The 18886-nt window shown below is 68.2% G+C and carries 18 protein-coding genes; 8 read left to right on the top strand and 10 right to left on the bottom strand.

Annotation, left to right across the window (positions count from 1 at the left end; translation table 11 throughout):
* Window positions 1–13: 13 nt before the first annotated feature.
* From EV648_RS36925 to EV648_RS36910, 4 genes are all read right to left on the bottom strand, one after another.
* Window positions 14–1732: an ABC transporter substrate-binding protein gene (locus EV648_RS36925; protein ID WP_132300195.1), complete on the bottom strand. Its 1719-nt coding sequence runs from the start codon at window positions 1730–1732 to the stop codon at window positions 14–16.
* Window positions 1733–2202: 470 nt separating this feature from the next.
* Entirely contained in the window at window positions 2203–2706 is a 504-nt protein-coding gene (locus EV648_RS36920; protein WP_241995999.1) for a GNAT family N-acetyltransferase, read from the bottom strand.
* Between the two features lie 272 nt (window positions 2707–2978).
* The gene (locus tag EV648_RS36915; RefSeq protein WP_132300193.1) at window positions 2979–3536 is read right to left on the bottom strand and encodes a hemerythrin domain-containing protein; all 558 of its coding nucleotides are present in this window, start codon (window positions 3534–3536) and stop codon (window positions 2979–2981) included.
* Between the two features lie 96 nt (window positions 3537–3632).
* The gene (locus tag EV648_RS36910) at window positions 3633–5741 is read right to left on the bottom strand and encodes a catalase (RefSeq protein ID WP_132300191.1); all 2109 of its coding nucleotides are present in this window, start codon (window positions 5739–5741) and stop codon (window positions 3633–3635) included.
* Window positions 5742–5939: 198 nt separating this feature from the next.
* Here EV648_RS36910 and EV648_RS36905 point away from each other — a divergent pair, with 198 nt between their 5' ends.
* From EV648_RS36905 to EV648_RS36885, 5 genes are all read left to right on the top strand, one after another.
* On the top strand, window positions 5940–6392 hold the full coding sequence (locus EV648_RS36905) for an SRPBCC family protein (protein WP_132300189.1): 453 nt from the start codon (window positions 5940–5942) through the stop codon (window positions 6390–6392).
* 241 nt (window positions 6393–6633) lie between these two features.
* Complete coding sequence (locus EV648_RS36900; RefSeq protein ID WP_132300187.1) at window positions 6634–7335, top strand: peptidoglycan-binding protein; 702 nt, start codon at window positions 6634–6636, stop codon at window positions 7333–7335.
* 693 nt (window positions 7336–8028) lie between these two features.
* Window positions 8029–8850: an alpha/beta fold hydrolase gene (locus EV648_RS36895; protein WP_132300185.1), complete on the top strand. Its 822-nt coding sequence runs from the start codon at window positions 8029–8031 to the stop codon at window positions 8848–8850.
* A gap of 78 nt (window positions 8851–8928) precedes the next feature.
* Window positions 8929–9459, top strand: coding sequence for a type 1 glutamine amidotransferase domain-containing protein (locus tag EV648_RS36890; protein WP_132300183.1), 531 nt, complete (start codon window positions 8929–8931; stop codon window positions 9457–9459).
* Window positions 9459–10214: a methyltransferase domain-containing protein gene (locus EV648_RS36885; protein WP_132300181.1), complete on the top strand. Its 756-nt coding sequence runs from the start codon at window positions 9459–9461 to the stop codon at window positions 10212–10214. The genes EV648_RS36890 and EV648_RS36885 overlap by 1 nt, the downstream gene beginning before the upstream one ends.
* A 5-nt stretch (window positions 10215–10219) precedes the next feature.
* On the opposite strand, the gene EV648_RS36880 is transcribed toward EV648_RS36885, so the two are convergent.
* The 6 genes from EV648_RS36880 to EV648_RS36855 all read right to left on the bottom strand — a co-directional run bounded on the left by EV648_RS36880 (window position 10220) and on the right by EV648_RS36855 (window position 15776).
* Window positions 10220–10822 (bottom strand): maleylpyruvate isomerase family mycothiol-dependent enzyme, encoded by a 603-nt coding sequence (locus tag EV648_RS36880; protein WP_132300179.1) that lies wholly within the window; start codon window positions 10820–10822, stop codon window positions 10220–10222.
* A 60-nt stretch (window positions 10823–10882) separates the two neighbouring features.
* The gene (locus EV648_RS36875; RefSeq protein ID WP_132300177.1) at window positions 10883–12139 is read right to left on the bottom strand and encodes an RNA polymerase sigma factor; all 1257 of its coding nucleotides are present in this window, start codon (window positions 12137–12139) and stop codon (window positions 10883–10885) included.
* The gene (locus tag EV648_RS36870) at window positions 12136–12477 is read right to left on the bottom strand and encodes a YciI family protein (protein ID WP_132300175.1); all 342 of its coding nucleotides are present in this window, start codon (window positions 12475–12477) and stop codon (window positions 12136–12138) included. Before EV648_RS36870 ends, EV648_RS36875 begins: the two co-directional genes overlap by 4 nt.
* 78 nt (window positions 12478–12555) lie before the next feature.
* Window positions 12556–13425: a helix-turn-helix transcriptional regulator gene (locus tag EV648_RS36865; RefSeq protein ID WP_199235033.1), complete on the bottom strand. Its 870-nt coding sequence runs from the start codon at window positions 13423–13425 to the stop codon at window positions 12556–12558.
* A gap of 94 nt (window positions 13426–13519) precedes the next feature.
* Window positions 13520–14239, bottom strand: a complete 720-nt coding sequence (locus tag EV648_RS36860; RefSeq protein ID WP_132300173.1) for a bifunctional 2-polyprenyl-6-hydroxyphenol methylase/3-demethylubiquinol 3-O-methyltransferase UbiG — start codon at window positions 14237–14239, stop codon at window positions 13520–13522.
* Complete coding sequence (locus EV648_RS36855) at window positions 14232–15776, bottom strand: ATP-dependent DNA ligase (RefSeq protein WP_132300171.1); 1545 nt, start codon at window positions 15774–15776, stop codon at window positions 14232–14234. Before EV648_RS36855 ends, EV648_RS36860 begins: the two co-directional genes overlap by 8 nt.
* A 156-nt stretch (window positions 15777–15932) precedes the next feature.
* Between EV648_RS36855 and EV648_RS36850 the strand changes: the two genes are divergently transcribed.
* The 3 genes from EV648_RS36850 to EV648_RS36840 all read left to right on the top strand — a co-directional run bounded on the left by EV648_RS36850 (window position 15933) and on the right by EV648_RS36840 (window position 18826).
* Window positions 15933–16856 carry a hypothetical protein gene (locus EV648_RS36850; protein WP_241995973.1) on the top strand — a complete coding sequence of 308 codons (924 nt, stop codon included), beginning with the start codon at window positions 15933–15935 and terminating at the stop codon, window positions 16854–16856.
* 96 nt (window positions 16857–16952) lie between these two features.
* Window positions 16953–17888: a hypothetical protein gene (locus EV648_RS36845; protein WP_241995972.1), complete on the top strand. Its 936-nt coding sequence runs from the start codon at window positions 16953–16955 to the stop codon at window positions 17886–17888.
* Complete coding sequence (locus tag EV648_RS36840) at window positions 17885–18826, top strand: hypothetical protein (RefSeq protein WP_132300169.1); 942 nt, start codon at window positions 17885–17887, stop codon at window positions 18824–18826. Before EV648_RS36845 ends, EV648_RS36840 begins: the two co-directional genes overlap by 4 nt.
* Window positions 18827–18886: the final 60 nt, after the last annotated feature.

Below are 18886 nucleotides of genomic sequence, written 5' to 3'. Positions count from 1 at the left end.
GTCATGGGCGCCGTCATTTGGCGTAGGCGGCGAACGCGGTGCGGATCACGCCGTCCGGGTAGGTCTGCACGCCGAGCACCTTCTTCGAGACGCCGGTCAGGTTGCGCTGCCGGTACATGTAGATCAGCGGGTCGTCCTGCTGCAGCTTGGTGACCACGTCGCCGTACAGCTTGACCCGCTCGGCCTGGTCCTTCGACTGCCGGGCGTCGGTGAGCAGCTTGTCCAGCTCGGGGCTGCTGTAGCCGGCCACGTTCTGGCTGCCCTCGCTGCCGACGAAGTTGAAGGTGTTCGCATCCGGGTCGACCCGGCCGGACCAGCCGAGCTGCAGCAGCTCGAAGTCACCGCGGTCCTGCTGGTCGAGCAGCGAGGCGTACTCGACCGGCTTGATCACCAGCTCGAACCCACCGTCCTTGACCATCGCCTGCAACGCCTGGGCCAACCGCAGGCTGTCCGGGTTGTTCGAGGTGATCATCTCGACCTTGTACGGCGTGGTGACGCCTGCCTGGCCGAGGAGTTCCTTGGCCTTGGCCGGGTCGTGCGCGGGGCAGACCTGGGCGGCGTCGGAGGTGAACTCGCTCTTCGGCGAGATCGGCGAGCAGGCGACCGTGTTCAGCCCGTTGAAGATCGTCTTGACCAGAGCCGCCCGGTCGATCGACAGGTCGAGTGCCTGGCGGACCCGCGGGTCCTTGGCGATCGGGCTGTCGAGCTGCTTCTTCGGGTTGCCGACTCCGTTCGCGTTGCCGATGTTGATCGTCAGGCCCTGGTATCCGAGCGACTGCGACTGCAGGACGGTCATGCTGGCGTCCTTCTGCAGCGTCGGCGCGTCCTGGGTCGACAGCGAGTCCGCGATCTGCGCGTCACCCGAGCGGAGGTTGGCCGACCGGATGCTGGAGTCGGTGATGATCCGGTACTCGATCGCGTCCAGGTGCACCTTGGCGGCGTCGTAGTACAGCGGGTCCTTGACCACCTTGATCGAGTTCTGCGCGACCCGGCTGGCGAACTTGAACGGCCCGACGCAGACCGGCGCGGTGGAGAAGTTGTCGCCGAGCTTGCTGACCGCGGCCGGGCTGAGCACCATGCCGGCCCGGTCCGCCAGCGCCGCGGTGAGCGGGGCGAACGGCTTGGACAGCTTGATCACCACCGTCTTGGCGTCCGGCGTCTCGATCGAGGTGATCGGACCGAGCTCGCTCTTGCGGCCGGAGCCGGTGATGGTGAGACCCCGGTTGATCGACACCTTCACGGCGTTCGAGTCGAGCGTGCCGCCGTCGGCGAACTTCACGCCTTCGCGCAGCGGGATGGTCAGGCTCAGACCGTCGGGAGAGATGGTCGGCAGCGCGGTGGCGAGCTGCGGCACGATCTTGGCGTCCGGGCCGAGGTCGTAGAGCTTCTCGCACATCGTGTGGAACACGTACCGCGAGTAGAGGCTGCGCGACAGCGACGGGTCCAGCTTGTCCGGGTCCGCGGACAGGGCGACCGTCAGCGTGCCGCCGTCCTTCACCTGCGCGGCGTCCGCGGGCTCGCCGAAGACATCCTGGTCCGCCGAACTCTGCCCGCTCGGCTGTTCTCCGGCTGGTTCGACCGACGAGCATGCGGTACCGACGAGGGCCAGCACGACCACCGCGACCGCGGCGCCGACCGGGGCGGTTCGGAGGGAGCCGGTGCGCCCCGCACCGAGGCGGAAGCGGGGGAGTCGGCTGGAGCGGTTCAGTGACGAGGGAGTTCGACGGGGCATTTTCGGTCTCCTGAATGAGCGGTTCTGCAGACTGTTTCATGTATACAAGGCAGGAGCGCAAGTGATTCGGCGAGTTTGTCTCAACCTTTTCGCGGGGACACCTCCTGGAGAGGCCGCAACCACCCGCCGTCGGCCGCCGCGAGGGCCGTTGGCGATTTCTCCATGTCTGCGAGAGGGATGGGCGGGACACCCTGATGAATGTTCCGATTGACGGAACAATTGTCCAGTAATCGGACATCGGGCTTGGTTCTGAGCGTTATCGGACAGTTATCCAGGGGTGCCGCGAGGCAAGTGGTCCGATGCATGGGATGCCGAGGAATGCCCGGCGGCCCGGGCGCCGCGGAGCTGGCCGGCCCGCCGATAGCCCGTGGCGGATGCCAGCCGGCGGGCTGGTCGCACGCCTCTCGCCCCGGCGCCGGCCGACCTCTGGCGCAGGGAGTGTGAGGGCGGTTTGTATACGGAAGGCTGGTTCAGAGGCCCCAGGGCGGTGGGTAGTGGATCGTGCCGGACGGAACAGGAGTGTCGTCGAGGGGGAGCGCCATCAAGTGGGGGCCGGTCTCGAAGGTGGCGTCGATCCCGAAGGTCGAGGCAGGCCTGAAGCCGAAACGTGGGTAGTACTCGAGATGACCCAGCAGCACGACGAGGTGCTCGCCCTGAGCCCGCGCCGCCGCCAGCGCAGTACGGATGACAGCACTGCCGACGCCTTGCTTCTGATAGTCGGGGAGAACAGCGCAAGGTCCGAGTGCTGCTGCGGGCGTCTCGTCGATGCGGCAGCGGCTGAGCAGGACGTGGCCGACGACCTTGCCGTCCTCGGTGGTCGCGACGATCGACAACCCGGGCAACCACGAGGCCGGATCGGCGCGCAGCTTCTCGATCACGTCCGGCTCGTAGTCGTTGCCGAACGCCTGCAGGTTGACGTCACGGATCGCCGCCACATCGGCAGCAGCCTCCGCACGGGTGATCCAGGCGGTCACAGGCAACGGAAATCCCTTACTGGAGAGGGATTCACGACCTTAATCGCCTGCGCCCGGCGTCGCAGGTCATTTATCGGTGCCTCGGTCTGCGCGGAAGGCGGTCCCGGGCGCTGCTGTGCTGAACGCCCGGGACCTGGAGCCGTGCGGCCCTCGAGAGCCGCACGCCCCTGGTACAGATCCGGTGCCCCGGCCCAATCACGTCAGAACTGCCTCAGTGGCCCTTGCTCGACGACGGCTCGTGAAAGGGGCCCCGCCGGCAGAGGCACCCACCGTTACTCGCTTGCGTGCTCCTGCAGTTTCTTCTTGAGCTCGTCCTTGCCGAGGGAAGCGACACCGCTGACCTCGGCATTGCGAGCCTGCTGCAGCAGCTCCTCGCGGGTGATGTCGTCCGGCTGCTCGCCGAGATGGTCCTTCCGGCTGGCCGCGAAGGCGTCCGCGAGCTCGGCGAGGCGTTGCTGGCTCAGGTTCGCCCGCATTCCCGGCAGAACCTTGCTCTCCTCCTCCTCGACGTGGTGGGTGACCGCGTCGACGAGCTCCTGCAGCACGCTGTCGAAGTTCGGCGAACCGGGGTCGGTGTCGGCCAGCTTGGCGAGCAGCTGGTCGGCCTCGACGTGTTCCTCCTGGCTGTGTGCGACGTCGTCGGACTCGCCTGCCTCCTTGGCGGCCGCCGGGTAGACCTCGGCCTCCTCGGCGCGGCTGTGCGCCGTCAGCAACGTGGTCAGCACCGGCACGAGGTTCGGCCGCTTCTCCGGGTCGCTCTTCAGCTCGTCGAACAGTCGCTCCACCTCACGGTGGTCCTGCATGATCAGATCGACGACATCGCTCGCCATGGCACTGGTCCTCTCTGTTCAGAATCGCGTCGCACCAGCGACGCGGAGATTTGCCGCGCCCCGGTACCCGGCTCTACACACCGCATCCGCCCAGGCTCACTGCGCCATCACGAGTTCGGCGCGGTCCCAGGCTCGGTGTAGGCCGACTGCTGCAAGGAGGTCGGTCGTGTACGGCTTGGCGATCGAGTCGCCGAGCACGATGCCCGGCGCAGCGGTGTCGATGCCGGCTGCTGTGAGCACCTGCTCGCCGTCGCCCCAGGCGCCGATCACCTTGCAGTGCCGGAAGAGTTCCCCGAGCAGGACGGTCAGCTTGATGTCCTTCAGCGACGGGTTGCCCGCGGCGATGACCAGGGCGTCGTACTCGATCGAACGGGTGGTCAGGAAGGTGCGCTCGACCAGCTGGGTCGAGCGTCCTCTCTTGACGGTGCCACCCGAAGGAGCGAGCAGTCGTAGTACGGCGCCTTGGGCTTCTACCGCGCGGCGCAGCTTGGTGATGCCGGCCAGGTCGGAGCCGTCGGCGGCGACCACGCCGATCACCCGTCCTGCGATCGGTCCGGGAGTGGTGACGATCTGGGACAAGGCAGGGGAGGGCGTCACCTCGGTGGCCGGTGAGCCTTTGGGTGCGGGCAGCCCGAGTCCTTCTGCGACGGCTTGACACAGCCCGGAGTCGATCTGGGCCAGGACGGTCAGCATGCGTTCGCGGATTGGTTGCTCGTAGCACTTACCCAGTTCGAAGGTGAACGCCTCGACGATGTGGACGCGTTCGATCTCGGTCATGCTCGCCCAGAACAGCGTGGCCTGGGAGAAGTGGTCCGCGAAGGATGCCGGGCTCTCCCGCACCTTGGGACCGCTGACCTCGCGCGGCACGTGGACGAAGGCGCCCTCGCCCTCCTCGGCGGGGACTGGCTCACCCTCACGGCCGAGGCTGTTGGGCAGGTACGGCGCGACGCCGCGGTGCACGGCGGTCTGGTGCATCCCGTCGCGCAGGTTGTCGTTGACCGCGGCGTGCGGGCAGTTGATCGGCAGCTGGGTGAAGTTCGGTCCGCCCAGACGGGTCAGCTGGGTGTCGAGGTACGAGAACAGCCGGGCCTGCATCAGCGGGTCGTCGGTCACCTCGACGCCCGGGACCAGGTTGCCGGTGTGGAAGGCGACCTGCTCGGTCTCGGCGAAGTAGTTCGTCGGGTTGCGGTCCAGAGTGAGCTTGCCGACCAGCTGGACCTCGCACAGCTCCTCGGGCACGATCTTGGTCGGGTCGAGCAGGTCGATGCCCTCGAAGGTCTGGTCCGCGGAGTCGGGCATGATCTGCAGGCCGAGCTCGAACTCCAGCGGAGCGCCGCCGTCGATCCCGTCGGCCAGGTCGCGGCGGTGGAAGTCGGGATCCGTTCCGGCCGCGAGCTGCGCCTCTTCCCAGACGAGCGAGTGGACGCCCGCGACAGGCTTCCAGTGGAACTTGACCAGGCAGGTCTCGCCCTTGCCGTTCACGAGCCGGAAAGTGTGGACGCCGAAGCCTTCCATGGTCCGGTACGAGCGCGGGATGCCGCGGTCGGACATCGCCCACATGACGTGGTGGGTGGCCTCGGTGTGCAGCGAGACGAAGTCCCAGAAGGTGTCGTGAGCGCTCTGGGCCTGCGGGATCTCGCGGTCCGGGTGCGGCTTGGCGGCGTGGATGATGTCCGGGAACTTGATGCCGTCCTGGATGAAGAAGACCGGCATGTTGTTGCCGACGAGGTCGAAGTTGCCCTCCTCGGTGTAGAACTTCACCGCGAAGCCGCGCACGTCCCGGACGGTGTCGGCCGAGCCGCGGGAACCGAGCACGGTCGAGAACCGGACGAACACCGGAGTCTCGCGGCCGCGCTGGAGGAAACCCGCCTTGGTCGCGGCGCCTGCGTTGCCGTAGGCCTTGAACGTCCCGTGGGCAGCAGCACCGCGCGCGTGCACGACCCGCTCGGGAATGCGCTCGTGGTCGAAGTGGGTGATCTTCTCCCGCAGGTGGAAGTCGTCCATCAGGCTCGGTCCGCGCGGCCCGGCCTTCAGCGAGTGATCAGTGTCCGCCAGCCGAACCCCCTGCGCCGTGGTGAGCAGCGCGCTCGTCTGCAGCCGTCCCTCGGCCGCTTCAACCGGCTGCTCCTCGGTACTCCGCTGCGGCACGGCCGGCTTCGCGGTCGATCGTCGAGGAGCACTACCAGTTTTGCTTTTCGGAGGCATGGCTTTTCCTTCGCGTCCGTGGGCAGGTGGCTACCGGTACCCCCGGCCACACCAACGGGACGCGACAACTCGGAGAAGCGGGGACTTGCGGTGGGGCGTGATCGGGAGCACGCAGAGGTTCCGCGTCGGACTGATGGCGGCGGGTACCGGGGGTTCGTCCACCCCAAGCGCCAACGAGCCACCTCAGGAGGCATTCGGATGAGCAGCATCACCCAGTCGATCGACGTCGACGTCCCGGTGACCACGGCGTACAACCAGTGGACGCAGTTCGAGTCGTTCCCGCAGTTCATGGACAGCGTCGCGGAGATCCGTCAGCTCGACGACACCCACAACCACTGGGTGGTCAAGGTCGGTGGAGCGACGCGCGAGTTCGACGCCACCGTGACGGAGCAGCACCCGGACGAGCGGGTGGCCTGGAAGTCAGATTCCGGTCCGCAACACGCCGGTGTCGTGACGTTCCACAAGCTGACCGACTCCTCCACGCGGGTGACCGCGCAGATGGACATCGACCCGGACGGGTTCCTGGAGACGGTCGGCGACAAGCTCGGCGTGATCGAGGGCCGGGTCAAGGGCGACATGGAGCGGTTCAAGACCTTCATCGAGGAGCGTGGCGGCGAGACCGGCGCCTGGCGCGGCGACGTACCGCGCTGAGCTGACGCCTCGGGTCAGCGTGCTCCGCGCACGCTGACCACCCGAGAACACTCAGGGCCTGCCCGGGCGAATCGACGGAGGGCGGGCCCTGAGGCATGTCCGGCCTCGCTCCACCTGCCGCCCCGCCCCGGGAGGCGCCTGAAGACTGGCTCTCGGTTGCTTTAAGGCTGGCTGAAGACCGGTGGAGACGCTGGTTCTGGCACTGCTCAGGGGGAGGGGTGCCGGAACTCAGGGGGACGAAATGAGAACAGCAACGGACGCGGTGGTGTGGGCGAAGGGGAAGAAGGGCGACGTGGGGTGGCGGAGGCGCTGCCTCGTGTTCGTCCGGTCGGCGTGGGACCTTCCGGCCCAGGACGGGTCGGCCCAGCTGGAGTGGAACTCCATTCCGAAGAAGGGCCGGCACGCGGACAAGATGCCGCCGGTCGGGGCGCCGTGCTTCTGGCAGGGCCCGTCGGCCGAGGGACACGTGGCGATCGTGGTCGAGTACCGCAACGGCGTACCGCAGATCGCCAGCAACGACATCGTCAAGCGGGACCGGATCGACATCGTGCCGCTGAGCCGGATCACCGATAGCTGGAGCAAGGCGCGCTGGCTGGGCTGGACGACGATCCTGCAAGGCCGGGACCTGCCGCTCGGCAAGGTGATGGTGAAGAACGACCTCGCCCAGCCGGACGGCAAGGCCTTCAAGCAGGGCGGCAAGGTGTTCAAGTCGAAGATGCATCTCGGGCAGCTGGACTCCGACAGCGTCTGGAACCTGCAGCGCGCGCTGATGAACCACGGCATCGGCATCCGCTCGCCCAAGCCGACCGGCGACTACCTGCCGGGCACCAAGGAGGCGGTGCAGAAGTTCCAGCTGGCCCAGGGCTGGCGCGGCAAGGACGCCGACGGCATTGCGGGCAAGCAGACGGTCAAGCGGCTCGGCCTGATCTGGGTACCCGAGTAGGCCCCGAGTAGTTTGACGAGTTGTTGCCGAAGAGTTGCAGCACGTTGCAACGACCCCTAGCACTCACGGGCGGGATCGGTCGATGGCATTCGCGGATCGAGGCGAGTGCCGGGGGAGGGCACCCAGACAGCCTCGAAGGTCCTCACCGTCAGCTGACATTCCGCCCAGGCCGTGCTGTGGCCGCGTAGTGTGGATGGCAGGGCGCTGGTCGCACTTCGTCGTCCTGGTCGCGTCTCTACCCGGACTGACGAAGCGGCCGTGGGCTGATCCTCAGCTTGCTGCGGGTTCACCTCGACGGCGTTCGCAGGCTTCCTAGCGGTACTGAACGTGCGGCGTGTGCGTATAAGCGCACGCCGCACGGTCATGGGCTCTCAGCCCCAGATGGTCGTTCGCATGACCTTGGCCGGGCTGGCCCAAGCTCGCGCAGCCGCTACCGGGAGTGGCCGTACCAGTCGTGGCCGAACTCGTGCGCCGCCAGCAGCGGGACCTGACCCGTTGCCGTCGGCACCAACGTGATCCGCTGACCCGCGCCGTAGTTGCAGCCGATGATCGCGCCGGTACCTCCGCAGTCGGTGATGTAGGTGGTCTGGCGGCTGTGACAACCTTCTCTGCTTCACGTTATCGGCAGCGGCGATCATGATGATCGGAGACAATCGCTTTTCACGATCGGGCCGCGCGCCTAGCGTCGGTGGCATGCCTGAACTCCAAGTCAACGGTGCCGAGTTGTCAGTCGAGACCTTCGGGGACCCGGCCGATCCGGCGATCCTGCTCATCATGGGCGCGGCCGCCTCGATGGTGTGGTGGGAGGAGGACCTGTGCTCACAGATCGCGGCCGGCGACCGGTTCGTGATCCGCTTCGACAACCGCGACACCGGTAGATCGACGACCTATCCGCCCGGGCGGCCGGAGTACTCCTTCGGCGACCTCGCCCGGGACGCGGTCGGCATCCTCGACGCGCTCGGCATCGACCGGGCCCACGTCGTCGCTCAGTCGATGTTCGGGGGAGTCGCGCTGATCATTGGTGTCGACCATCGCGACCGGGTCGCCTCGCTCACTTTCGTCTCCACCTCCACCGGCGCGGACGATCTCCCGCCGCCAACGGGCGATTTCGACCTACCGGCTCCTGATTTCGCGGATCATGCTTCGGTGGTCGAGTACGTCGTGCAGTCCGCGGAGCGCGAGGCGGGCGGCTCGCCGTACTTCGACGAGGAGGCGACCCGGCGGTTGGTGGAGCAGGATGTCGCCCGCGCGCGCAATCCCGAGTCGACCATGACGAATCACTTCCTGGCCAAGGTCGACGGACCCGTGGGTGGTGGCTTCGGCGACATCACCGCGCCGACGCTGGTGGTTCACGGCGACCTCGACCCGCTGCTCCCACTCGCTCACGGCGAAGCCCTGCGCGACGCGATCCCCGGGGCCGAACTGCTGATCCTCGAGGGCTGTGGCCACGGCGTACCGCGCGGTCTCTGGGACATCTTCGTGCCGGCGCTGATCCGGCACACCTCACGAGCCTGAGATCAGGCGCAGAATGAGGTGTGGGTGGGCAGTCGCCCGGGTACCGGTGGCAGTCCACCACCACAGAGAGGATCAGCCATGGCAGACAGCAAGAAAGTCGCCTTCCTGGTCAGCGACGAGGGGATCGAGCGGGTCGAGCTGACCGAACCCTGGAAGGCCGTCTCCGAAGCCGGTCACCAGCCGGTGCTGCTGAGCCCGAAGACCGGCGAGGTGCAGACATTCGACCACCTGACCGCGTCCCAGAAGTTCCCGGTCGACCAGGCGGTCGGCGAGGCGTCGGTCGACGACTTCGCCGCGCTCGTGCTGCCCGGCGGCGTCGCGAATCCCGACAAGCTGCGGCTGGACGAGAACGCGGTCGCGTTCGTGAAATCGTTCGTCGACTCGGGCAAGCCGGTGGCGGCGATCTGTCACGCACCATGGACGCTGGTCGAGGCCGACGTGGTGCGCGGCCGGACCGTCACCTCGTGGCCGAGTGTGCAGGCCGACCTGCGCAACGCCGGGGCGACCTGGGTGGACCAGGAGGTCGTCACCGATGGCAACCTGACCACCAGCCGCAATCCCGACGACCTGCCCGCCTTCAACGAGGCGCTGCTCAAAGCGATCGGCTGATGTCCGGCGGCTCGGCGATGGACGTCGAGTTCGACGACCTTGCCGGGTGGACCGCGGAGGCGGTCGAACGGCTCGGACTCGACCACGCCATCCCGGCCGGCTGCCGTGGCAGCGCCAGCCCGACCGCCCTGGCCTGGTTGGCCGAGGCGTGCCAACTCTCCTCCGGCACGCGGCTGCTGGACCTCGGCGCAGGAGTCGGTGGACCAGCCGCCTGGGCCAGACGACGGTACGGCGTACGCCCGGTGCTGGTGGATCCGATGCCGGGCGCGTGCCGAGCGGCGGGGCGTCTGTTCGGCCTGTCGGCGGTTCTTGCCGATGGGCTCGCGATACCGCTGCGGAACATGTGCGTCGATGCTGCCTGGTCGTTGGGCGTGTTGTGCACGGTCGACGAGAAGTACGAGTTGCTGCGTGAGATGCACCGCCTGCTGATCCCCGGAGGTCCCTTGGGATTGCTCGTGCTGGTTGCGCAAACGGCGGATCCGACGCCGGCTCCTGAGGGCAATTCGTTCCCGAGCCAGCAGGAGTTGGTCGCAGTACTGACGACGGCGCAGTTCTCGATTGTCGAACAGATCACTGCTCCGGAGGACGTGCCGTCGTCGTGGACCGAGCGGGCAGAGCGGGTCGATCAGGTGATCCGCGAGGCTCACGGAGACGATCCGCGGTTCCAGGAGGCGGCGGAGCAGAACCGTCGGATGAGTGAGCTGTTCAAGACGGGTCAGGTGTCGACCCAGCTCATCCATGCCCGGGCTTGGTGACCTGATCACGATGTTCGCAGGCGGCCCGCCGGGAGGGTGCGTCCGCAGACCATCAGGAGAAGGTCCTGAGCTGAGCCAGACACCGGACGTCCGGATCCGTAGGTCCAGTCGAGGTCGTCGGCGCGCAACTCGGTCCCGGTCAGGTCCATGCCGAAGTACTTGAGGTGCCTGGGTGACAGCCCGCCCAGTACGACGCTCAGCCGTTCCGCCGGCACCTGGCGGTCGAGCCCCAGGCCGACAGTGATGTCCAGGCCGTGGATCACGTCGTGCGACAGGGCGCCTTCGTAGCCGCCGCCCGGTGGCTTCCACGGGTGGTTCACGTTGGCCTCAAGCGTGGCAACCAGTTCGTCCGCAGTGAGGGCGGCCGCGTCCTGGCGGGCGAGCCGGTCGGACATCGGGTTGAACCTGCCGCGGGACTTGGCGAGCTCGAACAGGAAGCGTCGCGTCGAGTAGCGGTACGGCATCGTCAGGTGCGCGATGACCTCGCGGACCCGCCAGCCCTCGCAGAGCGTCGGTGCGTCCCACTGGTCAGCAGGCAGCTCCCTCAGGAGTGCCGCCATCTCGCTTCGCTCGGCGGCGATGAGTCGTCGGATGTCGGCCTCGGTCATAGCCCGTCCTTTCTCAGGTCGTCACCCCACCGACGAACAGGGACGACGCGGACGGACAGGTCAGGCGGAGATTTCTCGGATCCGTCGTTGGAGGAACGAACGCTCCCCGTCAGTGCCGGCCTGGGCGAGGGCTTCCCGGTAGGCGGTCACCGCCTCGCTGTGCCGGCCAGCCCGGCGAAGGAGATCTGCCCGCGTCGCGGCCAGGAAGTGGTAGTCGGCGAGCGCGCCCGAGGCGGCGAGGTCCTCGACGAGCAGCAGTCCCGCCTCGGGACCTTCGGCCATCCCGATCGCCACGGCCCTGTTGAGCGCAACCACCGGGGTCGGCGCGATCCGGTAGAGCTGGTCGTACAACCCGGCGATCTGCGCCCAATCGGTGTCGCCGGCCGGCTCGGCGACCGCGTGACAGGCCGCGATCGCCGCCTGGATCTGGTACGGCCCAGGCTCCTGTCGGCGCAGGGCTGCTTCGAGCAGCGCCTCGGCTTCCGCGATCCTGACGCGGTCCCAGCGACTGCGGTCCTGCTCCTCGAGCGGCACCAGTTCGCCGGAGGTGGTGAGCCGACCGTCGCTCCGGGCCTCGTGGAGCAACATCAGCGCGAGCAGTCCGAACGCCTCGGGCTCGTCCGGCATGAGGGTCGCGAGCACCCGGGCCAGCCTGATCGCCTCGGCGCTGAGGCTCCGGCGTACGAGGTCTGCTCCGGCGCTCGCGGAGTACCCCTCGTTGAAGAGCAGGTAGAGCACGGCGAGCACCGCGGGAGTTCGCTCGGGGAGGAGATGCGCGGGCGGTACGCGGTACGGGATGGCGGCGTTCCGGATCTTCTGCTTGGCGCGTCCGAGGCGTCTTGCCATCGTCTGCTCGCTGACGAGAAACGCGCTGGCGATCTCTGCCGTACTGAGCCCCGCGAGCGTGCGAAGGGTGAGCGCCACCCGAGCCTCCGGCGACAAGGCCGGATGGCAACACGTGAACATCAACCGCAGCCGATCATCCGGAACCGCATCATCCGGTACGGCGTCGTCGTCCGGTACGCCGCTGTCGTCGGCCGGCGCCGGTTCATACGTCATCGCGGCAACCTCCTTGAGCTTGGCAGCACCCACCGCCTCGCGGCGCAGCCGGTCGATGGCGCGGTTGCGAGCGGTGGTGGTCAGCCAGGCGCCCGGACGGTCGGGAATCCCGTCCCGCGGCCACCGCTCCAGCGCGGTCGCGAACGCGTCCTGGGCGCACTCCTCGGCCAGGTCCCAGTCACCGGTCACCCGGATCAGGGTGGCGACGACCTGACCCCACTCGTCCCGGAAAGCCGCTGCGACGGCCTCCTCGATCACGACAGGTCAGGCGGCGGGCCGGCCAGCAGCGGACGGATCTCGATCGTGCCGTAGCGGGTCGCCGGATGCTTCGAGGCGATCTCGATCGCTTCGTCCAGGTCCTCGCAGTCGATCAGGCAGAAGCCGCCGACCTGTTCCTTGGTCTCGGCGAACGGGCCGTCGGTCAGCAGCACCTGGTGGTCACGAACGCGGACGGTGGTCGCATCACTCGGCGGCGCCAGCCCGGCGCCGCCCTCCACCACGCCCCGGCTCGTCATCTCCTCCGACCAGCCTTCACAGCCGTCGCTGGCGTGGACCGCCGCGGATTCGTCACCACAGATCAGCAGTAGGTACTTCACAGTTCCTCCTCACACCCGACCGACGAACGGCAGAGGCGGATCAGGACACCCTCGACAAAGGCAATCTAGTGCCCTGCACTAGTCGAGCTGGGCGAGGATGGCGGCGAGTTGCTCCTCGGCCTGCTGCGGCGGGGGACCGCTCGCGGCGATCAGGTCGAGGACCTGGGTGTAGGCGTCGAGATCGTCGCGCTTGTCGAGATACAGCGCGCTGGTCAGGTGCTCGAGGTAGACCACGTCCGGCAGGTCGGCCTGGGGGAACCGCAGGATGCTGAATGCGCCGCCGGTCGCCGGATGTCCGGCGCTTCCGAGCGGGATGATCTGGAGCGTGACGTTGGGGCGGTGGACCGCGTCGATCAACGCGCTGAGCTGGTCCCGAAGCACCTGCTCGCCGCCGATGGGCCGCCAGAGCACCGACTCCTCGATGACCGCCCAGAGCTTCAGCGGCGGATCCCGCTCCAGCACCGCCTGACGCGTCTCACGCAACGCGGCGAACTGCTCGATCTCGGCCTCCGACCGGTCGCCGCCCGGCGTCAGCCGCGCCACGGCCCGGGTGTACTGCGGGGTCTGGAGCAGGCCGGGCACGAACTGGATCTCGTAGGTGCGGATCAGCTCCGCGGCCGCCTCCAACCCGAGGTACGCGTCGAACCAGTCCGGGGTGACGTCGCCGTAGCGATGCCACCAGCCACGGCTGTTCGCCTCCATGGCCAGCTTCAGGAGGCGATCCCGCTCGCGCTGGTCGCGCACGTCGTACAGGCTGAGCAGGTCCTCGACGTCACGCTGCTTGAAGCCGACCCGGCCGAGCTCCAGCCGGCTGATCTTCGACTCCGAGGCCCGGATCGCCCAGCCCGCGTTGGACCGGGTCACCCCGGCCTGCTCCCGCAGTCGCCGCAGGTGAGCTCCCAGCATGATCCGCAAAGCCGTGGGCCCAGCCTCAGTCCGCCCCGCCATACCTCCAATGATAACGCATTATCGAACATATGTTCTAACCGGATTTCGAGGCAGCCCCAGGCACCGATCAGCCGTCAGACGAGTGGCTCGCGGCTCAGTCGCGGAGGTATTCGGCCCTCCAGCGGTAGATGGTCGGGTCGTTCGGGCTGGGGGACCGGTCCAGCTGGATCAGGCGCAGGTCGCCGATGGCGAAGGCGTCGATGCCGGCTCGGGTGAGCGGCCACGGCGGCCCCTCGACGGCCGCGTCCGGTTCGTCGTCGGCGCGGGCGGCCGCGATCACCAGCAGGGAGCCGCCGACCCGGACGAACTCGCCGACCCGCTTCGTGGCTTCGGCCTGCAGCGCGATCGGCAGGGCCTGCACCGTGTAGATCTCGACGACCAGGTCGAAGGCGCGATGCCAGTCGGCCGGCGGGTTCAGCAGGTCCGCGGTCTGGTAGGTGGCCTTCGTGTTCGGGTGGGCGCGTTTGGCCGTCTCGATCGCGGTGGGAGAGATGTCGAAGGCGATCGTCTCGTAGCCCAGGTCGGCCACCAGTTCCGCGTCCCACCCGGTGCCCGCGCCGACCACGAGGGCCTGCTTGCCGGTGCCGTCCGGCTCGGCCGTCTGCACCCAGTCCGACAGCAGGGGATGCGCCCCGCCGCGGTCCCACGGGACGACGGCCTGGCCGTCCTCGGCGGCCGAGTAGAGCCGCTCGAACCATCCGGTCGGGTCTTCCTTCTCCAGCGACTCGTGGGCGAACCGCCGGGAGGCCACGTCGGGATCGACCGTTTGCGGGTCGACCGCCGGAGAAGTGGGCTCGGTATCGCGGTCAGTCATCGGCAGGTCCTTCGCTGGGTTGGTGGATGGCTCGAACACTCTGCACGGTATCGACCTGCTGGGCCGTCTTGTCCTCCCGATACCGCAGCACCCGGGCAAACCGCAGCGCCATGCCGCCGGGATACCTGGTCGAGGTCTGCACCCCGTCGAAGGCGATCTCGACCACGATCTCCGGGCGCAGGTAGACCGTGTAGTCGTCCCGGCGCACCTCGAGCTGCTGGAACCTCTCGGTCTGCCAGCGCAGCAGCTCGTCGGTCAGCCCCTTGAACGTCTTCCCGAGCATCACGAACTCGCCGGTCTCCTCGTCCCGGGCGCCCAGATGCAGGTTCGAGAGCCACCCGGTACGGCGCCCGTGGCCCCATTCCGCGGCGAGCACCACCAGGTCGAGGGTGTGTGTCTGCTTCACCTTGACCCAGCCGGAACCCCGGCGGCCGGCCTCGTACGGCACGGTCAGGGACTTCACCATCACGCCTTCGTGGCCGCGTTTGACCGCGTCGGTGAAGAAGGCCTCGCCGGCCTCGGCGTCCTCGGTCACGAACCGCGGGATCCGCCGCTCCTCGGGCACGAGGGTGCTCAGCCACTCGTGCCGCTCGGTGCTGTCGAGGCCGAGCAGGTCGTGCCCGTCGAGGTGCAGGATGTCGAAGAAGTATGGGGTCAGCGGCACCGTCTCGGGACCGGTCGCGGCGCGGGTCGCAGTACGGGAGCCGGTGACCTGGAACGCCTCCGGGCGGCCGTCGTCGCGGAGCGCGATCAGCTCGCCGTCGAGGACGACCTTGTCCGCTTTCAGTTCCAGCACGGCGGTGACCACCTCCGGCACCCGGCTGGTGATGTCGTCGAGCGTGCGGGTGTAGACGACCACGCGGTCGCCGTCGCGGTGCGCCTGGATCCGGATCCCGTCGAGCTTCCACTCGATCGCGGCCGGCGTCCCGGTCTTCGCCATCGCCTCGGCGATGCTGGTCGCCGACTGCGCGAGCATCGGCTGCACACCCCGACCGACCTCCAGGCCGAACTGGTCGAGCCCGGCCTCGCCCTCGGTCAGTACGGCGACCGCGACCGGGGCCGCCGCGCCGCGGAGCATGGTGGCGGCGCGGATCTTCTCCAGCGGGATGCCGGTGGCCTTGGCGACCGCGTCGGCCATCACGCCGTCGAGCGCGCCCTGCCTCAGCTCACCGCTCACCAGGAAACGGAGGAACTTCTGCTCCTCCTTGGTGGCCCGGCCGAACAGCGCGTCGACCCCCGCCCGCCGCTTGGCCTGCGATCCAGCTCCGGCGATCTCGGACAGTTCGGCGAATGCCTGATCGACCTCCTCGATCGTCAGCGAGGGAGTCTCCGCCGGCTCGGGCGCCTCCGCCAGCGTGCGCCAGCCCACGCCCGTACGGCGCTGGCGCAGCTCGCCGGACAGGTATGTCACGACGATCTCCGTCTCCACCGGCTCGGTCGCGGTGGTCAGCAGCGTCGCGATCAGGTCGGCCTTGGCGCGGCGCGACCGGGTCTGACTCAACGAGGTCGACGTGGCGACCACATCAGCGAGCAACATGACCCCAGTCTCACCCAACCCACCGACATTTCCCGGCAGCCCGGGTCATCCGCCCGATCGCATAACTTTCCGCCCGCGGACCGCATCAAACGTGGTATCTGCTCAACCAGCGAGAGGCTCGGCATGTCCGGTCGGCAACGAAGTGCGGGAGTAGCGATGGCGGCTGCTCTGTTGGCAGCGGGAATCGTCCCCGGAGCCGCGGACGCTGCGACGACCCAGCCGGCCGCTGCCACCGCGGCCTGCCGGCTGACGGTGGGCTCTGTGACGCCAGGCGGCGACCACAGGTTCAGAACAGTGGCAGCGACGGCACCGATCACCGTGCAAAGTCAGTCGCTGTACAGCGGCATCTACCCGGACGGCCAGGTACGGCTCAGCGGATCCACGGCGAGTGACCCGGATGTCGAGCCGTTCCGCGAGGCTGTCAGCGGCTGGGTGGTGATGGGCTCGACGATGTACAACAGCGGTTACCGGGTCGAGCAGAACGGTGAGCCCACGCCGGGCCCCCACACCACACCGGTCGGTGGTGGCTGGGGCGGTATCAGTGCCTTCGAGACAAGCAGGTACTACCCGCCCTTCCTCGACAGCGTGAAGGGCGTGACGAGTCAGTACGCGCTCCGCGCCGACGGCGTGCTCTCACGCTGGGTGACGAAGTACGCCACGACCGGCGGCGCAACCTGGACCAATAAGCAGTCCGCTCCAGGCTTCAGCGCCGTGAAGGCGATGGCCCTGATCAGTCAGACGGCCACCTACGACACCTTCCTGGCGACCACCAAGGGTGGAGCCCTGTACACGATCCGGATCCCGCGGACCTCGCCGCTGAAGCCGGTCGTGAAGCTCGTCCGCAGCTCCAGCTGGCAGGGGTTCGAGTCGCTCGTGATCGAGAAGTGCGGCGTCAACGGCACCATGCTGCTCGGCATCGACAAGGACTCCAAGTCGGGCTACCTGTACGCCGTAGGCCACGCCAACGGCACCGCCACGGTCATCAAGAGCCTCGGCAAGGTCCCGACGACCTTCGAGGATCCCGTGTACTTCAGGCGGGCGATCAGGCCCGGCGACGCGCCAATGCTCTTCGGCGAATAACGCAACTTCCGTCGCGAAGGACGCATCAAGCTCAGTAGAAGCACACCTCTTGTGCGCGCCGCCAGGCGCGCACAAGCCAAAACTCGGGGGCGAGAAATGCCGGCTGGGAAGGGCATTCGAGGTGGCTCCGCTGTTGCAGGACTGGTCCTGCTGGCTGCGGGCCTGGCGCCAGGCTCGGCAGCTGCGGCATCGTTGGTCGCGGAGGGGTCGACCACAGCCGCAGCTGCCTGCGGCCTCAGCCTGGGATCCGTCACGGCAGGCGGCGACCAGGCGCGGCGGCAAGCCACCGCGACGGTGCCGCCGACGGTCGAGCCGTGGTGGGTCACCGCCGACGTGTACGCCGCACCGCCTCGACTCAGCAGCACCCTCGTCTACGAGCCGGACATCGCCAACACCCATGTCCACGGCTGGGTCGTCATCGGCGACTCCATGTACCGCAGCAGCTACGACACCGGAACCGACTTCCAGCTCGAAGGAGCGCCCCGGCTCGAGCGACTCGGGGGTGGCTGGGGCACCTTCGTCGCGTTCGAGGACGCGCAGTACTGGGCGCCGCCCACCAGCTTCTACCGGCACAACGCCTACGGCCTGCGCAACGACGGCAGGCTGTTCCGCTGGACCGTCGACACCAAGGGTGTCTGGCACAGCTCCGGCTCGTACGCCGGCTTCTCTTCGGTCAAGTCGATGGCACTGATCAGCAAGACCCGGACGTACGACACCTTCCTGATGAACCTGCGCGGCGGCGCGCTCTACACGGTCCGGATCCCGACCAGTTCGCCGATGAAGCCGGTGGTGAAGGTCGTCCGCAGCGGGACCTGGCAGGGCTTCGAGAGTCTGATCGCCGAGAAATGCGGGACACAGGGGACCCTCCTGGTCGGCATCGACAAGGACACCCGGTCGGCCTACCTGTACGCCTTCGGTCACGCCAACGGAACCGCCACCGTGATCCAGAGCCGCGGGAAGCTCCCCGGCACCTTCGCGGACCCGACCTACTTCCGCTGGGGCTGGGAACCTGACCAGCTGAATGGCGAATGACCCGCTCCGATCGGCGCAGGCGAGGCGCCCTTGTCACCCTCGCGCTGGTAGGCGGCCTCGCGGCCGGACCGCTTCCGGGAACGGCCGAGGCTGCCGGCACCGCCGCGTTCTGCAGCATGCAACTCGGGTCGGTGACGGCTGTCGGAGAGCATCGCGGTCAGGGGATTCTCGCCACGTCGCCGCCGACCATGCTCGGGGACGCGGTCGGGCCGGCCGAGATTTACGCCGGTGGGGTGCCGCGGCTGGTCGGGCCGATGGCACATGCGCCCGCTACTCCGACGGGTGAGCTGCGGGGTGGCTGGCTGATCCTCGGGCCGTCGATGTACCTGAGCGGCTACATCACCGACTCCACCGGCCGCGCGACCCTGGCGGACACCGTCAAGCTCCAGGAGGTCAGCGCCGGTTGGGAGGACATCACCGCCTTCCAGACCTCCCGGTACTACGAGGGTCCGAAATACAGGCATCTCCGGATGAACCAGTACGCCCTCCGCGACGACGGGGTGGTCCTGCGCTGGACCATCGACGGCAACACGTGGCGCGACCAGAGGCTGTACCGCGGCTTCACCTCGGTCAAGACGTTCACCTTGATCAGCCAGACCCGCAGCTACGACACGTTCCTCGCCAACACCTTCAACGGCGCGCTCTACACGATCCGTATCCCGGTGGACCCGACCGCGACGCCGGTAGTCCGCCCGCTGCGGGGTTCGAGCTGGGAGAATTTCGACACCCTGATCGCCGAGCGCTGCGGCGAGCACGGAACGATCCTGCTCGGCATCGACCAGGACACCCACACCGGCCACCTCTACGCGCTCGCCCACGCCGACGGTTCCGCCACCAGCATCCAGTCCCTCGGCGATCTCCCTGTCTCCCTGGATGATCCGGCCTACTTCCGCTGGTACCTCGACACCCCGCAGGCCAGCAAACTGCGCGGCGAGTAGTCCACCTACTGCCACAACTTTGCTCCGCCGGACGGCGTCAAAGCCCTTGAATTGTTCACA

Source organism: Kribbella sp. VKM Ac-2568 (assembly GCF_004345365.1).
Taxonomy (GTDB): Bacteria; Actinomycetota; Actinomycetes; order Propionibacteriales; family Kribbellaceae; genus Kribbella; species Kribbella orskensis.
This window is presented reverse-complemented; position numbering and strand designations above follow the sequence as displayed.